This window comes from Hongsoonwoonella zoysiae (genome assembly GCF_013266695.1).
Taxonomy (GTDB): domain Bacteria; phylum Pseudomonadota; class Alphaproteobacteria; order Rhizobiales; family Stappiaceae; genus Hongsoonwoonella; species Hongsoonwoonella zoysiae.
In genome coordinates this window covers 662149-687909 of the sequence record NZ_JABRXF010000003.1, presented here as the reverse complement: position 1 = coordinate 687909, position 25761 = coordinate 662149, and the positions used below count along the sequence as shown (strand labels likewise).

General features: G+C 61.7%; 24 protein-coding genes. 10 read left to right on the top strand and 14 right to left on the bottom strand.

Going from position 1 to position 25761, the window contains the following annotated elements:
- The first annotated feature begins 50 nt into the window (after nucleotides 1-50).
- Both HPQ64_RS19625 and HPQ64_RS19620 read left to right on the top strand, forming a co-directional pair.
- The gene (locus HPQ64_RS19625; RefSeq protein ID WP_172890299.1) at nucleotides 51-515 is read left to right on the top strand and encodes an Hsp20/alpha crystallin family protein; all 465 of its coding nucleotides are present in this window, start codon (nucleotides 51-53) and stop codon (nucleotides 513-515) included.
- A 130-nt stretch (nucleotides 516-645) separates the two neighbouring features.
- On the top strand, nucleotides 646-2319 hold the full coding sequence (locus tag HPQ64_RS19620) for a thiamine pyrophosphate-binding protein (protein WP_246270797.1): 1674 nt from the start codon (nucleotides 646-648) through the stop codon (nucleotides 2317-2319).
- A 5-nt stretch (nucleotides 2320-2324) separates the two neighbouring features.
- Here the strand turns inward: HPQ64_RS19620 and HPQ64_RS19615 are convergent, their stop codons facing one another.
- From HPQ64_RS19615 to HPQ64_RS19605, 3 genes are all read right to left on the bottom strand, one after another.
- Entirely contained in the window at nucleotides 2325-5057 is a 2733-nt protein-coding gene (locus HPQ64_RS19615) for a GNAT family N-acetyltransferase (protein ID WP_172890298.1), read from the bottom strand.
- A 130-nt stretch (nucleotides 5058-5187) separates the two neighbouring features.
- Nucleotides 5188-6015, bottom strand: coding sequence for a universal stress protein (locus tag HPQ64_RS19610; RefSeq protein WP_172890297.1), 828 nt, complete (start codon nucleotides 6013-6015; stop codon nucleotides 5188-5190).
- Nucleotides 6016-6167: 152 nt separating this feature from the next.
- On the bottom strand, nucleotides 6168-7322 hold the full coding sequence (locus tag HPQ64_RS19605; protein ID WP_172890296.1) for an acyl-CoA dehydrogenase family protein: 1155 nt from the start codon (nucleotides 7320-7322) through the stop codon (nucleotides 6168-6170).
- A 281-nt stretch (nucleotides 7323-7603) separates the two neighbouring features.
- Here HPQ64_RS19605 and HPQ64_RS19600 point away from each other — a divergent pair, with 281 nt between their 5' ends.
- From HPQ64_RS19600 to HPQ64_RS19590, 3 genes are all read left to right on the top strand, one after another.
- The gene (locus tag HPQ64_RS19600; protein ID WP_172890295.1) at nucleotides 7604-8620 is read left to right on the top strand and encodes a C4-dicarboxylate TRAP transporter substrate-binding protein; all 1017 of its coding nucleotides are present in this window, start codon (nucleotides 7604-7606) and stop codon (nucleotides 8618-8620) included.
- Nucleotides 8621-8743: 123 nt separating this feature from the next.
- Complete coding sequence (locus HPQ64_RS19595) at nucleotides 8744-9385, top strand: TRAP transporter small permease subunit (RefSeq protein ID WP_172890294.1); 642 nt, start codon at nucleotides 8744-8746, stop codon at nucleotides 9383-9385.
- Nucleotides 9385-10752, top strand: a complete 1368-nt coding sequence (locus tag HPQ64_RS19590; protein ID WP_172890293.1) for a TRAP transporter large permease — start codon at nucleotides 9385-9387, stop codon at nucleotides 10750-10752. The genes HPQ64_RS19595 and HPQ64_RS19590 overlap by 1 nt, the downstream gene beginning before the upstream one ends.
- Before the next feature lie 70 nt (nucleotides 10753-10822).
- Here HPQ64_RS19590 and HPQ64_RS19585 read toward each other — a convergent pair whose 3' ends face one another.
- Both HPQ64_RS19585 and xseA read right to left on the bottom strand, forming a co-directional pair.
- A complete protein-coding gene (locus tag HPQ64_RS19585) occupies nucleotides 10823-11272 on the bottom strand; it encodes a DsrE family protein (protein ID WP_172890292.1) in 450 nt (149 codons plus the stop codon).
- Between the two features lie 129 nt (nucleotides 11273-11401).
- Nucleotides 11402-12967, bottom strand: a complete 1566-nt coding sequence (gene xseA / locus HPQ64_RS19580; RefSeq protein WP_172890291.1) for an exodeoxyribonuclease VII large subunit — start codon at nucleotides 12965-12967, stop codon at nucleotides 11402-11404.
- A gap of 155 nt (nucleotides 12968-13122) precedes the next feature.
- Here xseA and HPQ64_RS19575 point away from each other — a divergent pair, with 155 nt between their 5' ends.
- The 3 genes from HPQ64_RS19575 to HPQ64_RS19565 all read left to right on the top strand — a co-directional run bounded on the left by HPQ64_RS19575 (nucleotide 13123) and on the right by HPQ64_RS19565 (nucleotide 16181).
- A complete protein-coding gene (locus HPQ64_RS19575; RefSeq protein WP_246270796.1) occupies nucleotides 13123-13851 on the top strand; it encodes a 16S rRNA (uracil(1498)-N(3))-methyltransferase in 729 nt (242 codons plus the stop codon).
- Between the two features lie 97 nt (nucleotides 13852-13948).
- Complete coding sequence (locus tag HPQ64_RS19570; protein ID WP_172890289.1) at nucleotides 13949-15322, top strand: glutamate--cysteine ligase; 1374 nt, start codon at nucleotides 13949-13951, stop codon at nucleotides 15320-15322.
- Nucleotides 15323-15431: 109 nt separating this feature from the next.
- On the top strand, nucleotides 15432-16181 hold the full coding sequence (locus HPQ64_RS19565) for a DUF937 domain-containing protein (protein ID WP_172890288.1): 750 nt from the start codon (nucleotides 15432-15434) through the stop codon (nucleotides 16179-16181).
- A 74-nt stretch (nucleotides 16182-16255) separates the two neighbouring features.
- Here the strand turns inward: HPQ64_RS19565 and HPQ64_RS19560 are convergent, their stop codons facing one another.
- A complete protein-coding gene (locus HPQ64_RS19560) occupies nucleotides 16256-16564 on the bottom strand; it encodes a DUF1127 domain-containing protein (protein ID WP_172890287.1) in 309 nt (102 codons plus the stop codon).
- Between the two features lie 210 nt (nucleotides 16565-16774).
- Between HPQ64_RS19560 and HPQ64_RS19555 the strand changes: the two genes are divergently transcribed.
- Nucleotides 16775-17656 (top strand): LysR substrate-binding domain-containing protein, encoded by an 882-nt coding sequence (locus tag HPQ64_RS19555; RefSeq protein WP_172890286.1) that lies wholly within the window; start codon nucleotides 16775-16777, stop codon nucleotides 17654-17656.
- A 7-nt stretch (nucleotides 17657-17663) separates the two neighbouring features.
- On the opposite strand, the gene HPQ64_RS19550 is transcribed toward HPQ64_RS19555, so the two are convergent.
- The gene (locus tag HPQ64_RS19550; protein WP_246270795.1) at nucleotides 17664-18605 is read right to left on the bottom strand and encodes a DMT family transporter; all 942 of its coding nucleotides are present in this window, start codon (nucleotides 18603-18605) and stop codon (nucleotides 17664-17666) included.
- A 189-nt stretch (nucleotides 18606-18794) separates the two neighbouring features.
- Here HPQ64_RS19550 and HPQ64_RS19545 point away from each other — a divergent pair, with 189 nt between their 5' ends.
- Nucleotides 18795-20066, top strand: a complete 1272-nt coding sequence (locus tag HPQ64_RS19545) for an adenylate/guanylate cyclase domain-containing protein (protein ID WP_172890285.1) — start codon at nucleotides 18795-18797, stop codon at nucleotides 20064-20066.
- A gap of 2 nt (nucleotides 20067-20068) precedes the next feature.
- On the opposite strand, the gene queF is transcribed toward HPQ64_RS19545, so the two are convergent.
- The 7 genes from queF to HPQ64_RS19510 all read right to left on the bottom strand — a co-directional run bounded on the left by queF (nucleotide 20069) and on the right by HPQ64_RS19510 (nucleotide 25545).
- Entirely contained in the window at nucleotides 20069-20521 is a 453-nt protein-coding gene (queF, locus tag HPQ64_RS19540; protein WP_160776455.1) for a preQ(1) synthase, read from the bottom strand.
- A 120-nt stretch (nucleotides 20522-20641) separates the two neighbouring features.
- The gene (locus HPQ64_RS19535; RefSeq protein ID WP_246270794.1) at nucleotides 20642-21196 is read right to left on the bottom strand and encodes a hypothetical protein; all 555 of its coding nucleotides are present in this window, start codon (nucleotides 21194-21196) and stop codon (nucleotides 20642-20644) included.
- 85 nt (nucleotides 21197-21281) lie between these two features.
- Nucleotides 21282-21965 carry a LutC/YkgG family protein gene (locus HPQ64_RS19530; RefSeq protein ID WP_172890284.1) on the bottom strand — a complete coding sequence of 228 codons (684 nt, stop codon included), beginning with the start codon at nucleotides 21963-21965 and terminating at the stop codon, nucleotides 21282-21284.
- Entirely contained in the window at nucleotides 21962-23398 is a 1437-nt protein-coding gene (locus HPQ64_RS19525; RefSeq protein ID WP_172890283.1) for a LutB/LldF family L-lactate oxidation iron-sulfur protein, read from the bottom strand. The genes HPQ64_RS19530 and HPQ64_RS19525 overlap by 4 nt, the downstream gene beginning before the upstream one ends.
- 17 nt (nucleotides 23399-23415) lie before the next feature.
- Nucleotides 23416-23934 (bottom strand): arsinothricin resistance N-acetyltransferase ArsN1 family A, encoded by a 519-nt coding sequence (locus tag HPQ64_RS19520; RefSeq protein WP_172890282.1) that lies wholly within the window; start codon nucleotides 23932-23934, stop codon nucleotides 23416-23418.
- A 4-nt stretch (nucleotides 23935-23938) separates the two neighbouring features.
- The gene (locus tag HPQ64_RS19515) at nucleotides 23939-24718 is read right to left on the bottom strand and encodes a (Fe-S)-binding protein (protein WP_172890281.1); all 780 of its coding nucleotides are present in this window, start codon (nucleotides 24716-24718) and stop codon (nucleotides 23939-23941) included.
- Nucleotides 24715-25545 carry an FCD domain-containing protein gene (locus HPQ64_RS19510; RefSeq protein ID WP_172890280.1) on the bottom strand — a complete coding sequence of 277 codons (831 nt, stop codon included), beginning with the start codon at nucleotides 25543-25545 and terminating at the stop codon, nucleotides 24715-24717. Before HPQ64_RS19510 ends, HPQ64_RS19515 begins: the two co-directional genes overlap by 4 nt.
- Nucleotides 25546-25761: the final 216 nt, after the last annotated feature.

The window sequence follows — 25761 nt, the reverse complement described above, 5'->3', positions numbered from 1 at the left end:
TGCGTTCGACAACATCAAAGCCTGCGCGAAACAGGAATGGAGCATCACCGATGAAATCGCTGTTGCCGTCTTTCTGGGATGAGAAGAACGATCCGTTCGCGGCATTCGGCCGCGACTTGAACCGCGTATTCTCGGATTATTCGAAGGCCCTGCCGGCATTGTCCTCCGCATTCGGAAGCGGATTTCCAGCCATCGATGTGCAGGAAACTGACGAAGGCCTGGAAATCACCGCGGAAGTACCGGGAATTTCGGAAAAGGATATCGACGTGTCGCTTGAGGGGCGCATGTTGACGATCAAGGGCGAAAAGCGCGCTTCAAAGGATGTCAGCGAACAGAACCGGTTCGTTTCCGAGCGTTCCTACGGCGCGTTCAGGCGGGCCATGACGTTGCCATTCGAGCCGGAGCACGACAGCATTGCCGCGCATGTCGACAATGGAGTGTTGACGATAAGCCTTCCCAAGCCCAGGCAAACGAAGGAAAAGACTTCCAGGATCGAGGTCAAGCGCAAGGGCTGAAAGCCCGCATAGTCATTCCGTTGTGGAATGAGTTGGCAACGGCCGCGCTTTTGCGCGGCCGTCTTCGTTGTGCCTATATGATGCGATTGATGAAACGAATTGCGGCGGGCGGATATGCCCGCCGAACCGCATGAAAGAACGGACAATGACGGGCGAGATGAAGACGGGCGGCAGGCTTCTGGTGGAAGCGCTTGAGCGGCAGGGGGCGGAACGCGTGTTTTGCGTTCCCGGCGAAAGCTATCTTGCGGTGCTGGATGCGCTCTATGATGCCGACCTGCCTGTGACCGTCTGCCGGCAGGAAGGCGGGGCGGCGATCATGGCCGAGGCCTGGGGCAAGATGACGGGCCGTCCGGGCATTTGCATGGTCACGCGCGGCCCCGGTGCTACGAACGCGGCCGCCGGGCTCCACATCGCCCAGCAGGATTCCACGCCGATGATCCTTTTCATCGGGCAGATCGAGACCGGCATGCGCGGGCGCGACGCCTTTCAGGAGGTCGACTATCGCCAGATGTTCGGCGGCATCGCCAAGTGGGTGGCGGAGATCGAGGATGCCGCCCGTATCCCGGAAATGGTGCAGCGCGCATTCTATACCGCGACATCCGGACGGCCCGGTCCGGTCGTGCTGGCGCTGCCGGAGGACGTTCTGGTCGAGGAAGCTTCCGTTGCGCATCCGGCTCCCTTCGAGCCGGTGGAGACTTTTCCGGCGCCTGATCAGATCGGCGAACTGGAAAGGCTGCTCAAGGCTTCCAAAAGCCCGCTCGCCATCCTCGGCGGGAGCCGCTGGACGGAGGCCGCACGTGAAGAATTCACGCGTTTTGCCGAGCGTTTCCGCCTTCCGGTCGCTTGTTCCTTCCGCAGGCAGATGCTGTTCGATCATCTTCACCCGAATTACGCCGGCGATGTCGGTATCGGCATCAGCCCGGCGCTGAAAGCGAGGATCGAAGAGGCCGATCTCTTGCTCCTTGTCGGCGGACGCTTGTCGGAAATGCCGAGCCAGTCCTACACGCTTCTGGATATTCCGGAACCGCGCCAGAAGCTCGTTCACGTTCACCCCGGGGCTGAGGAGCTTGGCCGCGTCTATCGCCCGGGCCTTGCGATCCATGCTTCGCCTTCCGCCTTCGCGGGCGCCCTTGGCGCGCTGGATGCGCCGGGCGAAGTCGCCTGGGAAGGGGCATCGCAAGCGGCACACGAAGCCTATCTCCAATGGTCAGGCGCACGGCCCAGGGTTCCGGGAAACCTGCAAATGTCGGATGTCGTGGAATGGCTTGAGGCCAATCTGCCCGAAGATGCCATCCTGACGAACGGGGCCGGCAATTATGCGACCTGGATCCATCGGTTTCACCGTTTCCGCCGCTTCATGACGCAGCTTGCGCCCACCAGTGGCTCCATGGGCTATGGCTTGCCTGCAGCGGTTGCCGCGAAGCTCAAGTTTCCGGATCGCACCGTCATAGCCTTCGCCGGTGACGGCTGCCTGCAGATGACAATGCAGGAATTCGGCACAGCCGTACAGGAAGGCGCGGCCATTATCGTGGTTGTCGTCGACAACGGGATTTATGGCACGATCCGCATGCACCAGGAGCGTGACTATCCGGGCCGGGTGTCGGCGACGACGCTCGTCAATCCGGATTTCGCGAGCTTTGCGCGCGCTTATTCCGCTCATGCCGAAACGGTGGAAACGGCGGAGGAATTTGGCCCGGCCTTCGAGAGAGCCAGGGCAAGCGGCAAGCCGGCGCTCCTGCATCTGAAGCTCGACCCGGAGGCGATCACGCCGGTCAGGACGTTGAGCCAGATACGCGCCGGCTGAAGCCGTCAGGCCGGCCCATTTTCCGCCGACAGCCGGCGCGCCGCTTCGCTGACCGTCAGCGACACGACGGCGATGGTGTCGTCGTCCGGCGATGTGCGGATCGTGAAGCCGAGAGCCTGGCACATGTCGAGCATCGTCGTGTTTTCCTTCAGGACCTCGCCTTTGATCGTTTCGATGCCATCCACTCTGGCGTAATCGATAATTCGCTTCATCAGCACCCAGCCGAGCCCTCGCCCCTTCAGGCTGGATTTGACGATGATCGCGTATTCGCCGGTCAGGTGGTCGGGGTCTGCGTGCAGGCGCACGGCGCCCAGAACCTCTCCGCTGGCCGGATCGATCGCCGCGAATGCCATGGCGCGCGAATAGTCCAATTGCACGAGACGAGCGAGGAACGCGTGGGTGAATTCCCTGACGGGCGCGAAGAAACGAAGGCGCAGATCTTCCGGCGACACCGTCTCGAAGAACCTGCGATAGCGCTCTTCGTCCTCCGGGCGCACGGGTCTGATGAAGACGGTTGATCCGTCCTTGAGCTCGACCGAGCTTTCGAGTTCCTTCGGGTAGGGTGCGATCGCAAGGCGGGACTTGCCCTGCCTGCCTTTATGCGCGGCCGGTTCGGCGACGGATATGCGTGCGTCCAGCGCCAGCACGCCATCGGCATCGACGAGAAGCGGATTGACGTCCATTTCCCGAATTTCCGGAATGTCGGCGGCAATCTGGGAAAGCTTGACGAGGGTGAGCGCGACGGCATGAAAATCCGCCTTCGGGCGGTTGCGAAAGCCTTGCAGGAGCTTGCATATGCGCGTCCGCCTCATAAGGCCTTCGGCGAGGTTGAGGTCGAGCGGGGGAAGTTCCAGCGCGATATCCGAAACGATTTCAATCGCCGTGCCGCCGTGGCCGAAGACGATCGTCGGGCCGAAGGTCGGATCGTCCGCAATCCCGGCAAAGATTTCCGCCGCATGGGGGTGAGACCGCATCGGCTGCAGGACGATGCCGGAAATATCGGCTTGCGGATGGCTCTCGCCGATCTGCCCGATCAGGCTTTTCGCGGTGGAACATGCCTGCTCCGGTGTCGCGATATCGAGGATGACGCCGCCGAAATCGGATTTGAAGGGCAATTGAGGTGAGACGATCTTGAGCGCGATTCGGTCGGTTTTCTCAAGCAGGCTTTCGGCGTTCTTGAAGACCGTGTCGAGGTCGCTCGCGAACAGCGTTTCGATCTGCGGAATTTCATAGGCCCGGAGAATTGCCGAGACTTCTCCAGGGTCGAGCCACAGACGCCCCTCTTGCAGGGCGTTTTTGGCTATTGCGCGTGCTTTTTCCGTTTCCGGTTCGAAGTCGCTCGGCAGGCTGGGCGGGGCTGCCATCAGATGGGTTTTCGCTTCGGTATACTGCACGAGGTGCATGAAGCTTCTGACGGCATCGGCCGCGCTTGCGTAACAGGGAACGCCAGCCTCATCGAGTGCTGCTCGCGGCAGGGGAGTGCCGGCGGCAAGCGTTGCGATCAGCGCCTTTTTCCTGCTTGGAGGACGTTTGTCGGCCCTGTAAGCCGCCGCAATTGCCGCAGCGGTCTCTTCCAGAGAGGAAAATGCGGAAGGGGCGGCAAGAACGAGAACGCCGTCGCATTGCCGGTCCGCCATCAATGTGGAAATCGTATCGCGAAAGGTTTCGGGTGGTGCGGTCTCGGGCAGGATCAGCGGGTTTTCGGCGGGCAATCCCGTACGGGCCTTGGAGCCTGCGGCCTTTATCGTTTCCTCGCTCAATGTGACCAGTTCGCCGCCACGGGTTTCCAGTTGATCCGCCGCGATCGTCGCGAGGCTGCGCCCTGCCGAGACGATTGCGAGCCGGCGTCCGGCGACGGGGCGCAGGCGTTCCACCGTTTCCGCGGCATCGAACAATTCCCCCAGATCGTCGACCCGCAGAATGCCGGCGCGTTGAAGTGCCGCCTCGAAAACGAGATCGGGTGCGGCAAGCCTTCCGGCATGCGTGGTGCCTTGTCCCTTGCGGTCCCGGCTTTTGCCCGACCGGATGGCGATGACGGGCTTGGAATATGCAGCGACCCGCGCGGCGGAAAGGAACTTCCGCGGGTTGCCGATGCCTTCCATGTGAACGAGGATTGCGCGAGTGCGATAGTCGAGGGCGAACCAGTCGAGCAGGTCGCTCACGTCGATATCGGTGCGCTGGCCGAGGGACCCGACGGCGGAAAAACCGATCCGGTTCGAAGCGGCATGAGACAATGTCGCATTGAGCACTGTGCCGGAGCGCGCGATCAGCGCAAGGTCGCCCGCTTCGATGTCCGCGCCCGCCAGATGTGCAAAAAAACCTTGCCGGGGCGCGGCGACGCCAAGGCTGCCGGGGCCGAGCACCCTCACGGTATGCTTTCCGGCGGCTTGAAGGGTGCGTATCACCAGATTGTCCGGCCAGGTGTCGAAGCCCGGCGAGAGCGCGATGACGGCGCGCGTTCCTCCTGCGCCCGCCTCCAGCACAAGCCGTGGCGCGTCTTGCGGGTCGCCGGCGAGGATCAGCAGATCGGGCGCCCTGTCCAGGTCCGCGAGCCTTCGCTTGGCGCGAAAGCCGTCCGGCACGTCCTTACCGCAGCCGATGATTGTCACAGATGTCGTGGAAAGAACGGCACCAAGCCTTGAAAGCAGAAGATCATACGCCGCTCGCGGAAGTTTATTCGGCCCGACGACGGCGATGGAAGACGGGGCGAACAGGCCTTCTAGATTGCGGATCGTCACGCGGGAATCTCCGGTTTGAATACGGACCCTGGATCATTTCTCCCGCAAAACCGTCGATGATTGTTTTTTGTTGTTTCTTGTTCCGGTCGCCGGCGGCGAGGCATGCCCGCCGCCGGTTTGTCTCGCCTGTTCAATGCGCCATCAGAACCGGCACGGTCATGGCGGCCAGGATTTCACGCGTCGCGCCGCCGAACAGGAATTCACGCATGCGCGAATGTCCGTAACCGCCCATGGCAACCATGTCGACGCCCTGGTCGGATACGTAATTGAGAATGGCGTCGGCAATGCCCGTCTGCGGGCGCGGCACCACGTCGACGGTGACATTGAGATTGTGGCGAGCGAGGTAGGTTGCGATATCCGCGCCGGGCTGCCCGTGGGACGTTTTTCCGGTTTCCACCATCATCACGGTCACCTTCTCGGCCATCGCAAGAATCGGAAGTGCCGCGTGGACCGCACGGCTTGCCGTCGGGCTGCCGTCCCAGGCAACGAGAACGTTCTTCATCTTCAGTTTGGCGCCGATGTAAGGAACGATGAGAACGGGCACGCCGGATTCGAAAAGTGCCGCTTCGATCAGCGTTTCCCGCATCGGTTCCGGCTCGTCCGGGTTATCCTGGCCGATGACGACAAGGTCGGTGAAGCGGCAATGCGAGACCACCGGCTCCGCTGTCCCACCGGTAATCATCTCGGCGGTGCGCACTTCCGAAGATACGCCGCTCTTGCGCGCCATGTCGGAAAACGCCTCGCCTGCCTTCGCAGCGGCTTTCAGCGCGGAATCGCGGGCGATCTCGATATAATCGGCCGGCATGGGGGCGGCGATGAAGCCCGGCACCACCGGCTCGAACGCGATCGAAAGACCTGTCACATGGGCGCCCGTGCGGCTTGCAAGGTCGAGCGCGAGCCGTGGCGCAGCCTGTTTTCCGTTGAGGTCGACAACCGTCAAAATATCCTTGATCGCCATAACAACGTCCCTCCTTTGATGGGGCCGGGCCTGACGGGCCCGTAGTATCGTCGCGAGACTACCCGTCCGAGTGCGATCATTCTTTGACCCTCGTCAATCAGACGCAAGGGAAGAATCGAATTTTCTCAGCGAAAATAGGCATATGCCGAAGGTCAGATCTCTTTGAGCACCTCCCGGGCGATGATCAGCCGCTGGATTTCCGATGTTCCTTCGTAGATCGTCGTGATGCGGGCGTCGCGCGCATATCTCTCGAGAGGATATTCGCGGATGTAGCCCGCGCCGCCGTGAAGCTGGAGCGCGGTGTATGTGGCGCGCTGGGCGGCTTCGCTTGAAAAAAGCTTGGCCATGGAGGCTTCGCGGGCGAAGGGTTTGCCGGCATCCTTCAAATGCGCAGCTTGCAGGATCAGCAGGCGGGCGGCTTCCAGTTCGGTTTCCCGGTCGGCGATCATCCACTGAATGCCTTGCATGTCGGCGATCGCCTTGCCGAACTGCTTGCGTTCCTTCACGTAGGACTTCGCGGCGTCCATCGCCGCTCGCGAAATGCCGAGCGCCAGTGCCGCGATGCCGATACGCCCCCCGGCAAGCTCGCCGACGGCGATGCGGAAGCCGTCGTTTTCTTCGCCCATCATTTGCGTCGCGGGGATGCGGCAATCCTCGAAGTGCACTTCGTTGGTGACGGAGCCCGTCTGGCCCATCTTCTTTTCGGCCTTGCCTATGACGAGCCCCGGCGTGTCGCGCTCCACGAGGAAGCAGGAAATGCCCTTGCCCCTGGGGGCGTCCGGGTCGGTCACCGCCCAGACGACGAAGATGCCGGCGTATTCGGCGGAAGTGATATAGAGCTTGGAGCCGTTCAGGACATAGTGATTGCCGTCTCGCACGGCCTTCGTGCGCATGGAGGAGGGGTCGGAGCCGGCTCCCGACTCTGTCAGGCAGAAGGCCGCGGCGGGATAGATCCCGCCGGCGATCTTCGGAAGATAGGCGGCTCGTTGCTCTTCCGATCCCACAGCCTGGATGACCTCGGCCACCATATTTGTGACCGACATGGTAACCCCCGTGGAGGCGCAGGCGCGGCCGACTTCCTCGATCGCGAGCGCGAAGGCAACGGCACCTGCTTCCGCTCCACCGTAATCGGCGGCGACGTTGAGCGCCATGAAGCCGTTTTCTGCAAGGAATTTCAGGTTGGCCAGAAACTCCTCGCGGCCCTCGCCCCGGTCCAGACGTTCGGCGAGCGGGGCGATACGGTCGCCTGCAAGCCGTCTTGCGGTATTCTGAATGAGGATTTGTTCCTCGTTCAGCAAAAATTGCATGACCGTCCTCCCATAAAATCGTTCGCCGGTTTTCATGACCCAACGAATTCCAACCCTTGGCCGGCAATTAACGGAGATTGCCAGGTTTTGTCCATTTCTCCTCGCGGCCAGTCGTGGCCTGAAAAGCTTGAGGAATTCGCCAGAGTTTGCGTTCAGCCTCTGGATATGTCGTTTTTACCATGTAAATGTGCGACCTCGGATCGCCGCGCGGAACCAATAATCATTCGGGCGTGGCGGCCATCGTAACAAGATCGCATCTGAACAAGAATCGGGAGGACCGAATGAAACTCAACCGCGCACTTATCACGTCGGCGACAGCGCTTGCGCTGACGTTCGGCTTTGCGGCGGAAACCTTCGCGCAGGACGTTACCTGGAACGTTTCGCTGTGGGGCAAGCGCCGCGCCTTCACCGAACACATCGAAAAGCTGGCCGAACTCGTCGACCAGAAGACGGACGGGGGCTTCAAGCTGAACCTTGCCTACGGCGAAGCGCTGTCCAAGTCGCGCGAGAACCTTGACGGTATTTCCATCGGCGCTTTCGAGATGGCGCAGTTCTGCGCGTCCTACCACGCCGACAAGAACCCGACGTTGACGGTGCTCGAGCTTCCCTTCCTCGGCGTGCCGGACCTTGAAACCCAGGTCGCGCTCGACAAGGAAGTCTATTCCCATCCCGCCGTCCAGGAGGATCTGGCGCGCTGGAACGCGAAGCTTTTGATGTCTTCGCCCATGCCGCAGTACAATTTCGTGGGCAAGGGCGACGCGCCGAAATCCGTTTCCGATTTCGAAGGCATGCGCGTTCGCGCCCTTGGCGGCGTCGGCAAGGCGATGGAGACGATCGGTGCCGTTCCGACGACGGTGACGGCTTCCGAAACGTTCCAGGCGATCGATTCCGGTACCGTGCGCGCGGCATCCTTCGCTCCGCATGCGCATCTGGCCTTCAAGACGGTGGAAGCAGGCAGCTGGTGGACGACGAATCTCAATCCCGGCACGGTCAACTGCCCGGTCGTCGTCAATCAGGATGCCTACGATGCCCTGCCCGACAACTACAAGGAAGCGCTCGACTCCTCGATCGACGAGGCGATCGACCATTACCTCGCGACCTACAAGAAGGTCTACGACAAGTGGTATCCGACGCTTGACGAAATGAAGATCGAGCAGGTCACCTTCGAAAAGTCGGAAATCGACGCTTTCAGGGCAAAGGCCGGCAAGCCGCTTTGGGACGAATGGGTCAAGGAAATGAGCGCCAAGGGCATTCCCGCCCAGGAACTGCTCGACATGGTGCAGTCCAAGCTCAACTGACGATCCGTCGATCCGTGTGACGCCCCGCCCCGGCCGATGTCCTCGACCGGGGCGGTTTGCCAACATGGGATCGGTCATTCTTTCCTGCGGACCGCCATGCGGTGATACAGACAGGAGCATGTCATGAACGCTGGGCCCGCCTCGAGCGAGCAGCCGCGAACCTATATCCGGTTCGATGGCGCTCTCGGCGTTATCGAAAATATATTCAATCTTATCGCCGCCGCCAGCATCCTCGTGCTGATGCTGCTTGCCGTCGTGCAGGTCGTCGGACGAACGGTGTTCAACTGGCCCGTCCCGGGCTTTATCGACATCACGGAACAGGCGATGGCGGTATTCGCTTTCGGTGGCATCGCCTATTGCCAGCGCGTGGGCGACCACATCCGCATGGAAATCGTGCTCGGCCAGCTTAAGGGGCGGACCCTCTGGGTCGCGGAATTGGTCGGCGTCGTCCTCATCTGGCTCGTCGTCACCGGCCTCGTCTACGGTTCCTGGTACCACTTCCAGCGCTCGTGGCTGCTGGGGGACAGCACGATCGACATCGGCCTGCCGACATGGCCGTCGAAGCTTGTCGTTCCGGTCGCGCTTTCGCTCTTGTGGCTGCGGCTGGTGCTACAGATCTACGGCTACTGGCGCCTGGTGCGCTATCCCGATGCCGAAGCCATTGCCGTACCCGTGATTCACGATGCTGCGGAAACGGCAAAACATGAAATAGAAGAAGCTTTCGGAGAAGACCCGGCGGAATTCGGGCGAGGGGAGAAAGCCTGATGACGCCTTTTGACATCGGTCTGATCATGACGGGCGTCCTGCTCGTCCTTGTAGTCGTCGGCATGCGGGTTGCCTTTGCCGCCGCGCTGGTCGGCATGGTCGGCCTTATCGCCATCTTTTCGCTGCGCCTCGGCTTTGAAAAGGGGGTGATAACCGCGCTCAAGATGGCGGGCACGGTTCCTCATTCGAAGTCGGTCACCTATTCGCTGTCGGTCCTGCCGACATTCATCCTGATCGGCTTTCTCGCCTTTTACGCCGGCTTCACGCGCCAACTCTTCGAAGCGGCAAAACGCTGGCTCGGCTGGTTGCCGGGTGGCATGGCGGTGGGTACGGTTTTTGCGACCGCGGGCTTCGCCGCCGTTTCCGGCGCAAGTGTCGCGACGGCAGCCGTATTCTCCCGGGTCGCGATCCCGGAAATGCTCGCCGTCGGTTATTCCAAGCGCCTGTCTTCGGCGGTTGTCGCGGCGGGTGGCACGCTTGCCTCGCTCATTCCGCCTTCGGCGATCCTGGTGATTTATGCCATTCTGGTTGAACAGTCGGTGGCAAAGCTCCTGATCGCCGGCTTCCTGCCGGGCATCTTCTCCGCGTTCATCTACGTGATCATCATCATCGGCATGTCGGCCTGGCGCGGCGATGCCCCGCCGGTGCGTGGATTTACCTGGGGTCAGCGTTTCGCCGCGGTGCCCGGAACGTTGCCGATCGTCAGCGTCGTCGTCATCATCTTCGGCTCGCTTTATTACGGTATCGCGACGCCGACGGAAGCAGGTGCGCTCGGTGCTTTCGTGGTGCTCGTGACGGCAATCGTCAACGGCATGCGTGGGCGCCAGCTTGGCCAGGCCCTGCACGAGACGGCGAAGCTGACGGTGATGATCTTCACGCTCATCTGGGGTGTGCTGGTTTACGTCCGCTTTTTGGGTTTCGCCGGCCTGCCGGAAGCCTTCAGGGAGTTTATCGTAGCGCTCGAATTCAGCCCGTGGATGACGCTTGTGATCATCCTGTGCGCCTATGCCGTGCTCGGTATGTTCATAGATGCCATCGGCATGCTGGTGCTGACCTTGCCCGTGGTCTATCCGGCGGTCATGGCGCTCAATGGTGGCGAATCCGTATCGGCGGCGGACAGCGCGTTCGGCATGTCGGGCGAGCTTTGCGCGATCTGGTTCGGAATCCTGGTGGTCAAGATGGCGGAGCTTTGTCTGATCACCCCACCGATAGGCCTGAACTGCTTCGTGGTCGCCGGTGTCAGGCCGGATATTCCGGTGCAGGAGGTTTTCCGCGGCTGCTTGCCGTTCTTCGTGGCGGACGGGCTGACCATCGCCGGTCTTGTCGCCTTCCCGGCGATCGTAACCTGGCTGCCATCGGTAATGTAGCTCCGGCAAACGGTGTAAAAAAACGATGCGGCGAGCCGTTTATTAATGGCTCGCCGCAAGTGTTTCATGTTCAGGGGCGCACGATTGTCCAGCCCGCCTCGTCCAGCTCCATGAGGGTCACGACGCCTGCAGGAACGGTCTCGGCGTTATCCACCAGCGGTGGCTCTTTTCCTTCCTTCTTCGTCATTCCCGCAATCGTATTTCCACACGCATTGAACGTGACGTTGGGCATGCTCTTGGCAAAACCGGCAAGCCGTTCCTTAACCGGCGATGTATCGGACCTGAGCATGTGAAGGCCCTGGTTGAAGGCGACGATCCTTATTTCCACCTCCTCGCCGTTGCCCGAGTAATGTCGTGCCACATTCGCAGCCACATTGAGAACGGTGTTCATCTTTTGCGGGTCGTTGTCGCTGATCTGAAGTGCAAGACGGTGGACCCCGTCCCCGGCAGTCGCGGCCCCGGGCGCAAAAAGTGCAAGGCCGGCCAGCAAGACTGCGAAATATACGGTCACTGTTTTCATGGATTTCCTCCCGTTCGCCACCCATGCGGGCAGTGCGGGACTATAACATAATAACATCTATATTCTAGAATATGATATTGCGCACCACGGCCTCGCGCCGCAACGTGCTACCGCGCCCTCGGGCGACGTCTAAAAAAGTGTGCCTTGTTTTTTCGGCTCGCCGGTCGCCTTTGCCGCGCGGGATTTTTTGGGAGGATGCCCGCCGCCTGCCGGCGCGCTCCCGGTCAACGCGGTCAGATGGCTTTCGTCGCCGAACTCGATGTCGATCATCGTGCCTGCCGCAACATCCCTGGCGGATCTGATCGGCGTGCCCGCATCGTCCCGTACGAGAGCGAAGCCGCGCTGCAGCACATTTCGGTAGGAAAGCGATTCCAATAGCTTGTCGACGGCATCGAGCCTTGCGCGCTCCGCCTTGACGCGTTCGGCGAACGCCCTGTCAAAGCGCGACGAGAGACCGTCGAGTTTCTCACGCGAAAGTCCGGCTCTTTCGTTGAGGCGTTGCGGTGACAAACGCTGGGCGATTGCCTCGAATCGCTGCCTGCGATTGCCGGAGATGACGGCGAGCGCCCGCAGGCTTCTTGCGGAAAGTGCGTCGATCCTCTCCGCTGAATAGCGCATCGTCCGTTGAAGCGTGGCCGGCGAAAGGCGGGCGTTGGCCGTGTCGAGCCGTGCACGCCTGTCGCGTAGCGTTGCCCGAAGCGCCGGCCGAAGCCGCTCGGAATATGTGTCGAGGCGCTGGCGGGGAAGGGCCAGCAGGTCGCGCGGGGCCGGCAGCGCCGCGCTCGCCGCGCGCAGCTCTGTTCGCCGGCTGTTCAGCAGCCTGATCAGGCCGGAACCGAGCCGGCGGGAGAGATCGTCGATCGTGTTGAGGAGCTCCGCCTTCACCGGCACGGCGATTTCGGCTGCCCCCGTCGGGGTTGGCGCACGCACGTCTGCTGCCAGGTCGATCAGCGTCCAGTCGGTTTCATGGCCGACCGCTGAAATCAGCGGGATGTCGGAGGCGGCCGCTGCACGCACGACCTCCTCTTCGTTGAAGCCCCAGAGATCTTCGATGCTACCGCCACCGCGCGCGACGATCAGGACATCCGGCCGAGGGATCGGCCCGCCGGGCGAAAGCGCATTGAACCCGCGAATTCCGTTCGCCACTTCCGCTCCGCAGGTCTCGCCCTGCACACGGACGGGCCAGACCAGCACATGCAGCGGGTAGCGGTCGGTGATCCGGTGAAGGATATCGCGGATGACGGCGCCCGTCGGCGAGGTGACGACGCCGATCACGCGCGGCAGGCGCGGCAAAAGCTGCTTGCGCGCCTCCTCGAAGAGCCCTTCGGCGGCAAGCTTCTTTTTCCGCTCTTCCAGAAGCGCCATCAGCGCGCCGACGCCGGCAGGCTCCAGCGATTCGATCACGAGCTGATATTTCGACTGACCGGGAAAGGTGGTGATCTTGCCGGTCGCGATCACTTCAAGGCCTTGTTCGGGTTGAATTTTCAGCCTGCTTGCCACGCCGCGCCAGATCACGCCGGCCAGCACCGCCTTGTCGTCCTTGAGGTCGAGATAGATATGTCCGGAACCGGGCCTCGATATCCGGCCCAGTTCCCCGCGCACCCGCACATAGCCGAAGGTGTCCTCCATCGTGCGCTTGATCGCGAAGGAGATTTCGGAAACGGAGAATTCGGCGACGTTGGTCGTGTCGGACAATGGCCTGCTCGAAGTGGATGTGACGGGTCGCTTTTTGTCCGATCAAGGGACATGAGCCGGCGCCCAAGGTCAAGGTCCACACCTTTGGATATCGACAGGTGGGAATACGGAATCGAATTCGTTAAGGTTGGGCCATGCCAAGATCGAACTTCAGAATGCAGCGCCTTTTCCTCCGGCATATCCTTGCGCATGGCGCCAGGATCGAGACGGACAAGGCGCAGACGAACTATCTCGTCAATGTCATGCGCATGGCCTCGGGCGACCGGATCCTCGTCTTCAACGGACGGGATGGCGAATGGTTGGCCGAACTCGAGGTGGAAAGCCGCAAGTCCTGCCGGATCGCGCTTGTCGAGCAGACGCGCGAGCAGGCGCCGGCATCCGATATCGATTATCTCTTTGCCCCGCTGAAGCATGCCCGCCTCGATTATATGGTGCAAAAGGCGGTGGAAATGGGGGCGGGGCGCCTTCGCCCGGTGCTCACACAGCATACGCAAGCCTCGCGCATCAATCTGGAGCGGATGGGAGCCAACGTGATCGAGGCTTGCGAGCAATGCGGCGTCATCTCGGTGCCGGAAATTCTGGAGCCCGTTTCGCTTCCCTCGCTCCTTGAAAGCTGGCCGCAGGCGGAGCCGGGCAGGCGGCTTCTCTTCTGCGACGAAGGCGAGGAAAGCCAGAACCCGCTCGCAGCGCTAAGCACGGTCGAGCGTGGGCCTCTCGGTGTATTGGTGGGGCCGGAGGGCGGTTTCTCGGAGGAAGAGCGGACGAGGCTGCGGGCGCTCGGCTTCGTCACGCCGCTTCCCCTGGGGCCCCGGGTGCTTCGCGCGGATACGGCGGGTGTCGCCGCGCTTGCGGTCGTTCAGGCGGCGCTTGGCGACTGGTACTGAAAAGTCGCTTAAACGAACCACAAGCACGCAAATTGAGGTTTGTGCCTCGCGGATGTGGTGAGTATGTTGCCGGCCAATATACGTTAGGGATGTCCGGATGGCCCGCGATACTGTCGATTCCACCCCGATCGAGGGGATACAAGCGCTCGCCGCGACGCTGGAGGCCGGCTGCAAGCCGGCGGACCGTTTCCGTATCGGAACGGAACATGAGAAATTCGGCTTCAACCTCTCCGACCTGAGCCCCATTCCCTATGAGGGCAAAAATGGCGTCAAGGCCGTTCTCGAAGGCATGGAGGCGCTTCTCGGCTGGGAGCGTATTTCCGACAACGGGCTGATCATCGGCCTTGCCGATCCCGTCGGTGGCGGTGCGATTTCCATCGAGCCCGGCGGCCAGTTCGAGCTTTCGGGCGCGCCGCTCGACAACCTCCACCAGACCTGCCGCGAAACCAACAGCCACCTTGCCCAGGTCCGCGAAGTGGCGGAACCGCTCGGCGTCGGCTTCCTCGGCCTCGGCATGACGCCGACGTGGAAGCGTGAAGATGTGCCGATGATGCCGAAATCGCGCTACCAGATCATGACGCGCTACATGCCGAAGGTAGGCAGCCTCGGGCTTGACATGATGTACCGCACGTCGACGATCCAGGTAAATCTCGATTTTGCCTCGGAAGCGGATATGGCGCGCAAGATGCGCGTGGGCCTGGCACTCCAGCCGGTCGCCACCGCCATCTTTGCCAATTCTCCCTTCACCGAGGGAAAACCGAACGGCTTCAAGTCGTTCCGGGCGGAAATCTGGCGCGATACGGATAATAATCGCACTGGCATGCTGCCGTTCGCTTTCGACGAGGGGTTCGGCTTCGAAGCCTATGTCGAATGGGCGGTCGATGTGCCGATGTATTTCGTCAAGCGCGGCGATACCTATTTCGATGCGACGGATGTTACCTTCCGCCAGTTTATGAACGGCGCGCTGCAAGGGCGGATACCGGATCCCAATCCGACGCTGGGCGACTGGGACAACCATCTGTCGACCGTATTTCCCGATGTCCGTTTGAAGCGTTACATCGAAATGCGCGGGGCCGACGGCGGGCCCTGGCGGCGCATTTGCGCGCTTCCCGCGCTTTGGGTCGGCCTTCTATATGATGAGGGCGTGCTCGATCAGGCCTGGCAGCTCGTCAAGGACTGGACGCCGGAAGAACGCGAATCCTTGCGCAATGGCGTGCCTCGCCATGCCCTGCACACGCCTTTCCGGTCCGGAACGGTTCGCGATGTCGCGCGTGAGATGGTGGCGCTCGCCGCGGAGGGCCTCAAACGTCGCGCGCGGCTCAACGATGCCGGCGAGGATGAGCGCACTCATCTTGCTGCCGTTGAAGAAACCGTGGCGACCGGGATGTCGCCCGCGGACCAGATGCTGGAGCGCTATCACGGTGCCTGGGGCGGTGACGTCACGCAGGTCTTCCGTGAATTTGCCTACTGACTGAGCGCGCTACCGGGCACGGAGTTTTCCTTCCCGCTCGGGGCTTGCCGTTTGACCGGCGGCGCGGCAAGGGCGATGATTGACGTCCACTCATAAAGGACGGGCATTCATGTCTGACGCGTTCGGATTTCCTCAAAGCTACGACCCGCAGACGCTTGCCGCGCATATGCGCAAGCAATTCGGCTGGTCGGATCAGGACTTCCTCAAGGCGTCGGAAAATCTGATGTCAGCGGCCCTCGCCGGTTTGCGCCACAATGCATCGTCGCCGGCCGGGTTGCAAAGTCTCATAGCGATGATGCCGGGGCCGGGTGCGGCATGGTCCGCGCCGCGGCCTGAGGGGTTCTTCGGAGAGCCTCTGGCGCTCTTCTTCGGCCCGGCGGATGTCCAGGCCCGCATCATCGAGCAGGTAACGAACGCGACCGGGCTTGGGCGGCAAGGCGTGGAGACCATGATGCCTGTTGTCGCCACCCTCACGCTCGGCAATCTGGCGCGGCAGTTCACGGCGGGGCCGGCGCGCGACATGCTGGATGCCTTCCTTGCGGGTTACGCCCGTGGACGGCCAAAGCCGACGCCCAAACCTGAGGATTATCTGGCGCCTTATGCCGAAGCGATGCAGTCCTTCTGGGATGGTTACATGCGTGCTTTCACGCCTGAACAGCCGCAAGAAGAGGCCGAGGCTGAAACGGCTGCGGAGATTCCCGACACGGAAGATGCCTCCCCACAGGAACCCGTAGCCGAAACACCTTCGGATGAAAACATCTCGGAGGCGTGGCTCGATATTGGCCGCAACATCCAGGAAACGCAGATCCGGGCTTTCGAAAAACTGTTCGAACAATCGTCCCGCCAGCCCGGCAAATAAAAAAAGCCCGCCTCGGAAACCGGGGCGGGCAAGTTGCGTCGGCGAGGGGCCGACAGGGCTGCGGTCAGGTAAATTCAGGAAGTCTTCACGCTTTTCCGGCGGGCAAGCGCGTTGAAGCGGCGTCCGCCGCGCATGGCCGCAAGCCGGCTCGAGGGATCTTCGAAGACGTCGCCCATGAGCGCGCTTTGGATGTCGCCGCGCGACACGCCGATATCGGCGAGCATATAGTCATCCATCTCAAGCAGCTTGGCGATTTGCCGGCGGTTGCGGTGCGCGTTCCACATGTGCGCGGCAAACCTGGCGAGTGCTGCAGCGCCATCGGCGGCAAGCATCGGGATTGACGATCTGACGGACCGTCTGACGGGGTAATGCATCATTGTCATGGCACGGCTCTCCTGTTCGGATAAACAGGCGTTTCGCCTGTCCGTTGCCTCTGCCGGGAAGTTTGATCCGGCTTCGCTTCAGGTGTTGAGAGGAATATGTCACCTCGCTATCAATTCATCAAACGAATGATTTGAATGGAAACCCATCGATAATGATGATAAATTCAGAGCAGCTATCGATTAAGGATATGAATTGATCGGAGAGAAGCGATGGCGCATGCGCTTGATATCGACCAGTTGAGAACCTTCCTGGCGATCGCCGAACTCGGCAGTTTCACCAAGGCGGCCGATGCGGTTCACAAGACACAGTCCGCCGTTTCCATGCAGATGCGGCGCCTGGAAGAGCGGATAGATCGCCCGATATTCGTGAAGGACGGGCGCCAGTCGCGTTTGACGGAGGACGGTCATCGGTTGGTCGAATTCGCGCAGCGCATGATCCGGCTCAATGACGATACCTTTAAGGCGTTTGCGGAGACGGAAATGGTTGGCCGCGTGAAATTCGGCTTGCCGGACGATTACGCGGAGCGGCTTCTGCCTCAGGTCCTTGCCGCCTTCGCGCGGTTGAACCCGTCGATCGAGATCGCCGTTCAGTGTCAGGCTTCGTCGCTCACGGCTCAACTCGTGGGGCAGGGCGAACTTGATATCGCGATCGTCACATCGGGCGACTGCGTTCCCTTGCAGGGCGAGGTGTTTCGCCGCGAGCCGCTGCATTGGGTAACCGCGTCCGACCGATGCCTGCATTGCGAGGATGTGCTGCGCCTTGCGCTCGGTCCTTCGGATTGTTGCTGGCGGGCGCAGGCCATTGCAGCGCTCGACCGGGCGAACAGGCCCTATTGCATTGCCTATACGTCCTCCAGCGCCTCCGCGTTGACGAGTGCGGTTCAGGCCGGTCTCGCCGTGGCCGTTCTGCCGGAAAGCGCTATTCGTCCGGGCCTTCGCATTCTGGGCGAGGCGGACGGCCTGCCGCAGTTGCCGCCCTGCGAGATCACCATCCTGCGCGCCGCCCACGCGACCGATCCGGTGCATGACGCGCTTTGCGATCATATCCACGCATCGATCGGCAACGTAGCCTATCAGATCGCTGCCGAATGAGCTGCCGTTAGCGCCGGCTCGACCTGAGGACGAAGATATTGCCGGCAAGCACGGCGGCGAGCCCGGCTAGAACATCCGCGCTCCAGTGGAAATCCTCCAATGCGGTGGAAACCAGAAGCGCCACGACCGGGAACATGACCGTGGCGTAGCCGGCGCGCGCCGAGCCGATGCGGCCCAAAAGCGTCAGATAGCAGGCGAAGGCGACGATGGTGGCGAAGACCGCAAGGTAGACGAGCGTGCCGACATAGGTCGGCGTCCAATCGATAACGAAGCTCTCGCCCTTCAAAAATGCGAAAATGCCCAGCAGCGTTGCGCCGTAGACCATGCCCCAGGCGTTGGCGGACAGTACGGATATGCCCGCGCGCTGGTTGGCGGCGGAAACCATGTTGCCGAAACAGAAGGAAAGCGTTCCGCCGATGCAGAATGCGAGCCCGGTCAGCGCGCCTGTGTCGAAACCGGTCGCACCTTGAGCGAAAATCTGCGGCCGGAACATGAGCGCGATACCGGTAAAGCCCAGCAGGGCGCCGATGAGCACACGCCTGCTGATCTTCTGGCCGAAGATCGCGAAGCCAAGCAGCATGTTGAAGATCGACGTGAGCGAGAAAACGACGGAAAGCAAGCCCGACGGGACGTAGTGCGAGCCGTAGTAAAAGAGCACGAAGTTCGTGGAGAAGATAAACCCGCCAAGGGCCGCGAAGCGGACATGGTCAAAGCGCGGAAAGGCGAGCCTTGCGCCCTTTATCCTTGCCCAGCTCATCATAATGAATGCGGCAAGCACGAAGCGCCAGAACACGGAAACTTCCGGCGAAACCGGCCCCGCCTGAAGCTTCACCGCATACCAGGAAACGCCCCACACCAGTACCGTTGCGCCATAGAGCCCGAAATCCGCCGGCGACATGGAAAAGTCGTCGCTGGCGATTTTTCCCGCCGCGCTGCGTGAGATCGACATTGAAGCTGTTCCGGTCGGTTGATCGAGGTGGAGCGCGCCTTGATTGCCACGTTCGCGACGGCGTATCCAATCAATCATTGTCGTTTAAAGCATCGATATCCCTGATAAAACGCAGGTGGTTCATACCGTAACGTGATTTCCGGCCTGCGTGTTACGATCCATTCATGCTCATGATCCGGGATACGAAAAATGTTGGCCCGTAATATACCCAGCGTGCGTTTGCGGCTGCCCGCATGGATCGACAGCGCGCTCGAATTGGGCATCGTCTCGCGGGATGCCGAAGTGCGCCAGCGCGAGCGCTTCACGAACATCGGCGTGGCGATGATGTTTGTGGCGAATTTCGCCCACAGCGTTCAGAACTATTACTACGACGCGCAAGGGCTGATGCCGATCGTCATCTACGGCTTCGTGATGATGGGCCTCTTTGCGCTCACGCCTGCGCTTTACCGGTTAGGCGAGAATGTCGGGGCGTTCTGGTTTGCTTGCGTGGCGGCGATAGGCAATCTCTTCGTCATCTGGTCGATAGGGATCGAGGGTGGAGCGCATTTCTATTATGCGCTCGCGGGCGGTGGGGTTCTGCTTCTCGGCGTTCACCGCTGGCGTTGGGTTGTCACTCTTTTCGTAATGGTTTTCGTCCTGTTGGTCGCCTCCATGAACTTCGCGCCGCACTACGGACCGGTGATGGCCGATGATTCCGAGTTTCACGAACTCCTGTCGGGCCAGATCGCGGTCAACATCACCATCGTCTACTGCCTGTTGATGACCTATGCACTGTCTGCGCTCAGGAAGGCGGAAAAGGCGCTTGAGGCCGAGCATGAGCGTGCCGAAACGCTGCTCACCACCATCATGCCGGAGCGTGTTGCCGAACGGCTGAAGCGTGAGCCCGACCGCACAATCGCCGACCGGCGCGAGACGGTGGCGGTGCTTTTCAGCGATATCGTCGGCTTCACGCCGGTCGCACGCGCGCTTCCACCGGAAGACGTGGTGGAAGCGCTCGACCGGCTGGTGCGCGCGTTCGACAGGCTCGCCGTCGAGCATGGGGTGGAGAAAATCAAGACGATCGGCGATGCCTATATGGCCGCTGCCGGACTTTACGGCGAGACGGGCGAGGAGGCGGCGCACCGCATCGCCTCCTTCGCGATCGCCATGATGGAGGAAATCGACAATCAGCCGCCGCTCGGGCCCTCCGATCTTGCGCTGCGCTGTGGGCTTCACATCGGTCCGGCGATCGCCGGGGTGATCGGCCAGCGCCGATATTCCTTCGATATCTGGGGCGATGCGGTCAATATCGCCGCGCGTATGGAATCGCACGGCCTTCCGGGCCGCATCCACGTCACGCGCGCCTTTTGCGACGTTGCGGGCGGCTGTTTTGCCTTCGAGGAGCGCGGGGTGATGACGGTCAAGGGCATCGGCGAAATGGAAACGGCGTTTCTCGTTTGCCGGTTGCCCCTTACCGCATGATCTCAGCCTCGCCCGCGATAGGGCGGCACGCCCTGGTCGGGCAGCCAGATGCCTTCAGGCGGGTTTCCGGTCTGCCAGAACACGTCGATCGGAATTCCGCCGCGCGGATACCAATAGCCGCCGATCCTCAGCCAGCGCGGCGAAAGCCGCTCCACCAACCGCTTGCCGATCATCACGGTGCAGCCTTCGTGAAAGGCGCCATGGTTGCGGAAGGAATGCATGAACAGCTTCAGCGACTTCGATTCGATCAGCCATTCGTCCGGCACGTAATCGATGACGATATGGGCAAAGTCCGGCTGGCCTGTCACCGGGCACATGGAGGTGAATTCCGGCACCACGAAGCGCGTGACGTAGTCGACTTCCGGGTTCGGGTTCGGCACGCGGTCGAGAGGTGCGGTCTCGGGGTCGTTCGGCGTCTCGACGGCGCGGCCGAGCGCGAGTTCGTTCTCGTTCATCTCATTCTCCTTGCCACCGGAAGGATAGTCCGGCGCGCGTTCCTGCCCTCCGGCCGATTGCCGGTGGCGGAGACTGACTAGCACAAACGGAGGCCAAAGTTCGACACGCTTCGGTGAAGATCAACCGGCGCTTTCATGCCACTGGGGATTATAGCCACTCTTCAGCGCGCCAAGGGTTGCGGGCGGTGTCAGGATCTCGGCCAAACCTGATGAGGGAAGGGGCTCCGGCGCTCCGTATCCCTCAAAGGACCAGGGCAAAAGCTTTCCGCCCTTTACCGCGTATATAACATCGTCGAGCCGCAGGACGGCGCCCTCCGGCAGGCCGGATATGTCGCGCTGATGCAAGCGCTTCTGCCGGTTCTCCAGCCGCTCTTCATGCAGCACCTTGTCCATTTCGAGCGCTTTGGGCGGCACGGCGAGGTCGAATGCGCGCGCCCAGGCAGCGGCAAAACGCAAGGCATCCTGACGCCTGCACTCGAAGCAGGGGCGTTGTCCGGCGGCAAGCGCCGTCACTTCATCAAGGAAGAAAAGCTCCGTATAGCCTTCGCCCATCACCTTGCGCCTGCGCCCCTCGAAGGAGAGCACGCAGCAGATCCACTGTTTCGACGCCCAGCGTCTCGGCAGCAATGTCTTCGTGGCCGGGTCGTGAATGCGTCCGCCGCGATTGCCGAACATGTCCCCGCGCGCAGGCGTCGCGATGATCGAACCGTCGGGCGAAACGCGGTTTTGGAGAGGGGAGTTCTCTGGCCTGGAAATCTGCCTAACCCTCTTCCACCACGATCACATGTAGCGCCCTCGGCCCGTGTGCGCCGAGAAGCAGCGTTTGCTCGATATCGGCGGAGCGGGACGGTCCGGTCACCATGTTGACCGTGCGCGGCATCGTGCCTTCGCCGTATGTCTCGCGCACTTTCGCCCACACGGCTTCCATGTCGCCCTTTATGTCGGCGGCGTTCACCACCGCAATGTGGTGCTCGGGCAGGAAGTTTATGGTCGTCGGGTTGTCGTTGCCGGACGTCAGCACCAGCGTGCCTGTTTCGGCAACGCCTGCGAATGCATGCGAAACGCCGGCCTCCTCGCTTCCCTCCGCCCGGCCCTGCATAACTTCCAGGTTCGGCTGGTCTTTCCAGGGCATGGCGCCCAGACGCGGGTCGGCACCCATGCGTACCTGCTGTGAAAGATTTTTCGAGCGCAAGTATTCACTGACGGCCGCCGGCACATCATCGGATGAGGAAACGCGGGCAACAGATGCCTGCACGCTATCGGCCATCTTGCAGAACAAGTCCGTCAGGGCCTTGCCTGAAAGCTGGCCGCGTTTTGGGATAATGCCCTTGTGGTGGGCGGAAAGGCGCTCGGCGACGGTGTCCCGGCGCGTCTCGTCCTCGCCTTTTCGGCCGAGTGAGGTTCTGATTTTCGCGAGAATGCGTTCGCGGGAGGTCGCCGTCATGCCGCTTCCCTCTGCTTGGTTTTTTGCCGTTCGGCCCATTGCTGCTGGAAGGTCTTGCCCTCCGGCGCCGGCAAATCACGGTATTTCGTCCATCCGCCTGCAAGCGGCAGGCTGCCGAAGCGTCCTTTCGTTCGCCCGAGAAGGCCGAGTGCGCGCATGCTCAAGCCCGTCATGAACTGGTAAAGCGAGGGCCGCTTGGCGAAATAGGCCCACACGCCCAGGCCGTAGCGCACTGTCGCGGAATTGAGGTTCCGCTCGAACTCGCGCTCGCGCCAATGGCGCATCATCTTCGGCAGCGGGATACGCATCGGACAGACCGCCTCGCAGCGTCCGCAGAAGGTGGAGGCGTTCGGCAGGTGGCCGGATTTGTCGACGCCGATCAGCGAAGGGGTGAGCACAGCACCCATCGGGCCGGGGTAGACCCAGCCGTAGGCATGTCCGCCGACAGCGTGATAGACCGGACAGTGGTTCATGCAGGCCCCGCAGCGGATGCAGCGAAGCATCTCCTGATAGTCGGAGCCGAGCATAGACGAGCGCCCGTTGTCGAGCAGGATGACGTGGTATTCGCCGGGCCCGTCAGGGTCGTCGTCGCGCTTCGGCCCGGTGGAGAAGGTCGTATAGACCGACATATCCTGCCCGGTGGCGGAACGGGCGAGCACGCGCAGGATCTGGCTCACGTCTTCCAGCGTGGGCACGATTTTCTCGATGGATGCCACCACGATATGCGCCTTCGGCAGCGTCTGCGTCAGGTCGCCGTTGCCCTCGTTGGTGACGATGATCGAAGTGCCCGTCTCCGCGATCAGGAAGTTCGCGCCTGTGATGCCGACGTCCGCGTCGAAATATTTCTGCCTGAGCACGGCGCGCGCTTCGCCCAGCAGCGTCGTCGGCTCTTCGAGATTGCGATTTGGATCCAGATGCGTGTGCTTGGCGCGGAATTCCTCCTCCACCTGGTCCTTCGTCACATGCACGGCGGGGGCGATGATATGGCTCGGGTGTTCGCCGCGAAGCTGGATGATATATTCGCCGAGGTCCGTTTCCACGGGCGTCACGCCATTTTCCTCGAAGAACTCGTTGAGGCCGATCTCCTCGGTGATCATGGATTTGCCCTTGGTCACCGTGCGCGCATTGAGCCGCCGGCAGATTTCCATGATCTGGTTGCGCGCGTCCTCCGCCGTTTCCGCCCAGTGCACGTGGCCGCCGGCCGCTTCTACTTTCTCGGTGTATCTTTCCAGGTAGAGGTCGAGATGGTCGAGCACGTGGTCCTTGATGTCGCGCGCGCGGTCGCGCAGATCCTCAAATTCCGGCAGGGCCTCGGCCGCTTTCGCACGCTTGTCGATGAAGCCCGTGCGCACCTTGCCGAGCGCCTTTTGCAGGTTGACGTCCTTGAGCGCCTCTGCGGAATTATCCTTGAAGGTGGGCGATTTGATTTCCATGTGCCTCGCCTTTTCGCTCAATCGTCGATCAGTTTCTCGACGATGACGCAGTCGCGCCATTTTCCGTCGAGCTTGCCGTGGCGCTCATAGGTGCCGACCACGCGAAAGCCGAGCTTGCGGCAGAGCGCCAGGCTTGCCGTATTCTCGGGAAATATCCTTGAGAGCAGCTTCCACGCGCCGTCGGCCTTCGAAAGCTCGATCAGCCCTTCGAGCGCGGCTTTGCCGGCGCCTGTCCCCCGCGCTTCGCGCGCCACATAGACGGAAAATTCCCGCACGCCCGCGTAGCAGGGGCGCGAGCGGTAGGGGTGGGCAACCGCATAGGCGATCACTTCTCCCTCCCGCTCGACGGCGGCAAGCGGCAGGTTCGCATCGAACCAGGCTTCGATGTCCCCCGCCGTCCTGTGCTCTGTCTCGAAGGTGGCAAGCCGGTCGTCGATCCCCTGATTGTAGATTTCGGCGATCCGGCCCGCGTCCCCGCGCTTTCCCCTTCGCACGGCAAGACGGGCTTTCGCTCCGGGCGTCGCGGCGTCCACCATCTTCTCAGCCTTTCGCCTTTTCGCCGATCGCCGGTCCGTCAGCCATGCCGGCCAGCACTTCGGCGACATGGCGCACTTCGATAGCCGAACCTTCGCGTTTCAGCTTGCCGGCCATGTTCATGAGGCAGCCGAGGTCCCCGGCAAGCAGCGTGCCCGCGCCCGTCTCGCGGACCGTGTCCGTCTTCTGCGAAACGATCTTGTTGGATATGTCGGGGTATTTCACGCAGAATGTGCCGCCAAAGCCGCAGCAGACGTCCGGATCCCGCATTTCCTTGATTTCAAGACCCGCCACTGTTTTCAGCAGTTTGCGCGGCTGGTCCTTCACCCCAAGCTCGCGCAGGCCCGAACAGCTGTCGTGATAGGTGACGGATCCCCTGAACGCGGCATCGACGGATTTGACGCCCAGGACGTCGGTCAGGAAGCTTACGAGTTCATGGACCTTTTCGGCGAAATTCTCCGCGCGTTCATGCGCCTGCGGGTCGTCCTCGAAAAGCTCCGGATAGTGCTTCTTCAGCATGCCCGCGCAGGAACCGGACGGCGCGACCACATAGTCGTAAGGCTCGAAAGCGCGGATCACCTGCTCGGCGATTTCGCGCGCATCCTTGCGGTCGCCGGAGTTGAAGGCCGGCTGGCCGCAGCAGGTCTGCGCCGCCGGCACTTCCACGGTGCAGCCCGCGTCTTCCATCAGTTTCACTGCGGCGAAACCGACGCTTGGGCGAAAGAGGTCGACGAGACAGGTGACGAAAAGCCCGACGCGGGGGCTTGCGGAGGGCGAAGAACTCATGAAGTCGTAATTTCCTCTGTCGCTTTGCGCTGGGCGCGGCGGCGTTTGGGGTCTTCTCTGGTCGTGGCAAGGCGCTGCTGCAGGCGCAAGCTCGAAACCTCCTGCCACAGTCCGTTGCGCATGACATCGCGGATTACGTTCTCGACATAGTCGATATGGGCGATGACGGCGGCCTGGGCGCCTTGCCGGTCGCCGCGCATGACCGCCCGGTAGATTTCGCTGTGCTGCGTCAGCAGCCTATCGCGCGAGCCCGGATAGCGGTAGAGCTGCATGCGGTTGTAAAATACGCCGTCGTTGAGCAGCCGGTAGCAGGAGCGCAGCGTGTGAAGAAGCACGATATTGTGCGCGCTCTCGCCGATCGCCTGGTGAAATTCAACGTCAAGCTCGGCCTCGCGCGCGAAATCCTCCTTCTCATGCGCTTCCTGCATGGCGTCGAAAATGCGCGTGATGATTTCCTTGTCGGCTTCGGTTGCCCGCACCGCCGCATAGCCGGCGGCGATGCTTTCCATCTCGCGCCTGTATTCCATGTAGTCGGCGATTGCCGGAGGATGGCGGCGGATAAGCTCTATGATCGCGTCGGAGAAAACCGTGCCGATAACGTCGGCGACGAAGGTTCCCTCGCCATGGCGTGTGACGATCAGCCCGCGCTCCTCCAGTGTCTTGATGGCCTCGCGAAGGATCGGGCGCGAGACGTCAACTTTCTTGGCCAACTCGCGTTCGGAGGGCAGGCGGTCGCCCGGGCGCACCACGCCCTGCAGGATCAGCTGCTCGATCTGATCGATCACGGCATCGGCCGTGCGATTGTGACTGATCTTCTGAAATACCATTGCGACGCCAGCATTTTTATTGTGCGATGCAGTCACGAAAACTGTGCGTAGCAGCATGGATCGACGGGACCGCTATCCGCCCCGCAATTTATTCCGTATTGCGTTCAGTGGTCAATATTGTTATCCAGTTATTGTTCTAACGCTGCGGAAATTACGACCTTTTCGAAGAGGGGCGAATGGGCCGTAATGGGGCCGCACGGCCGCCGGCAACAAGCA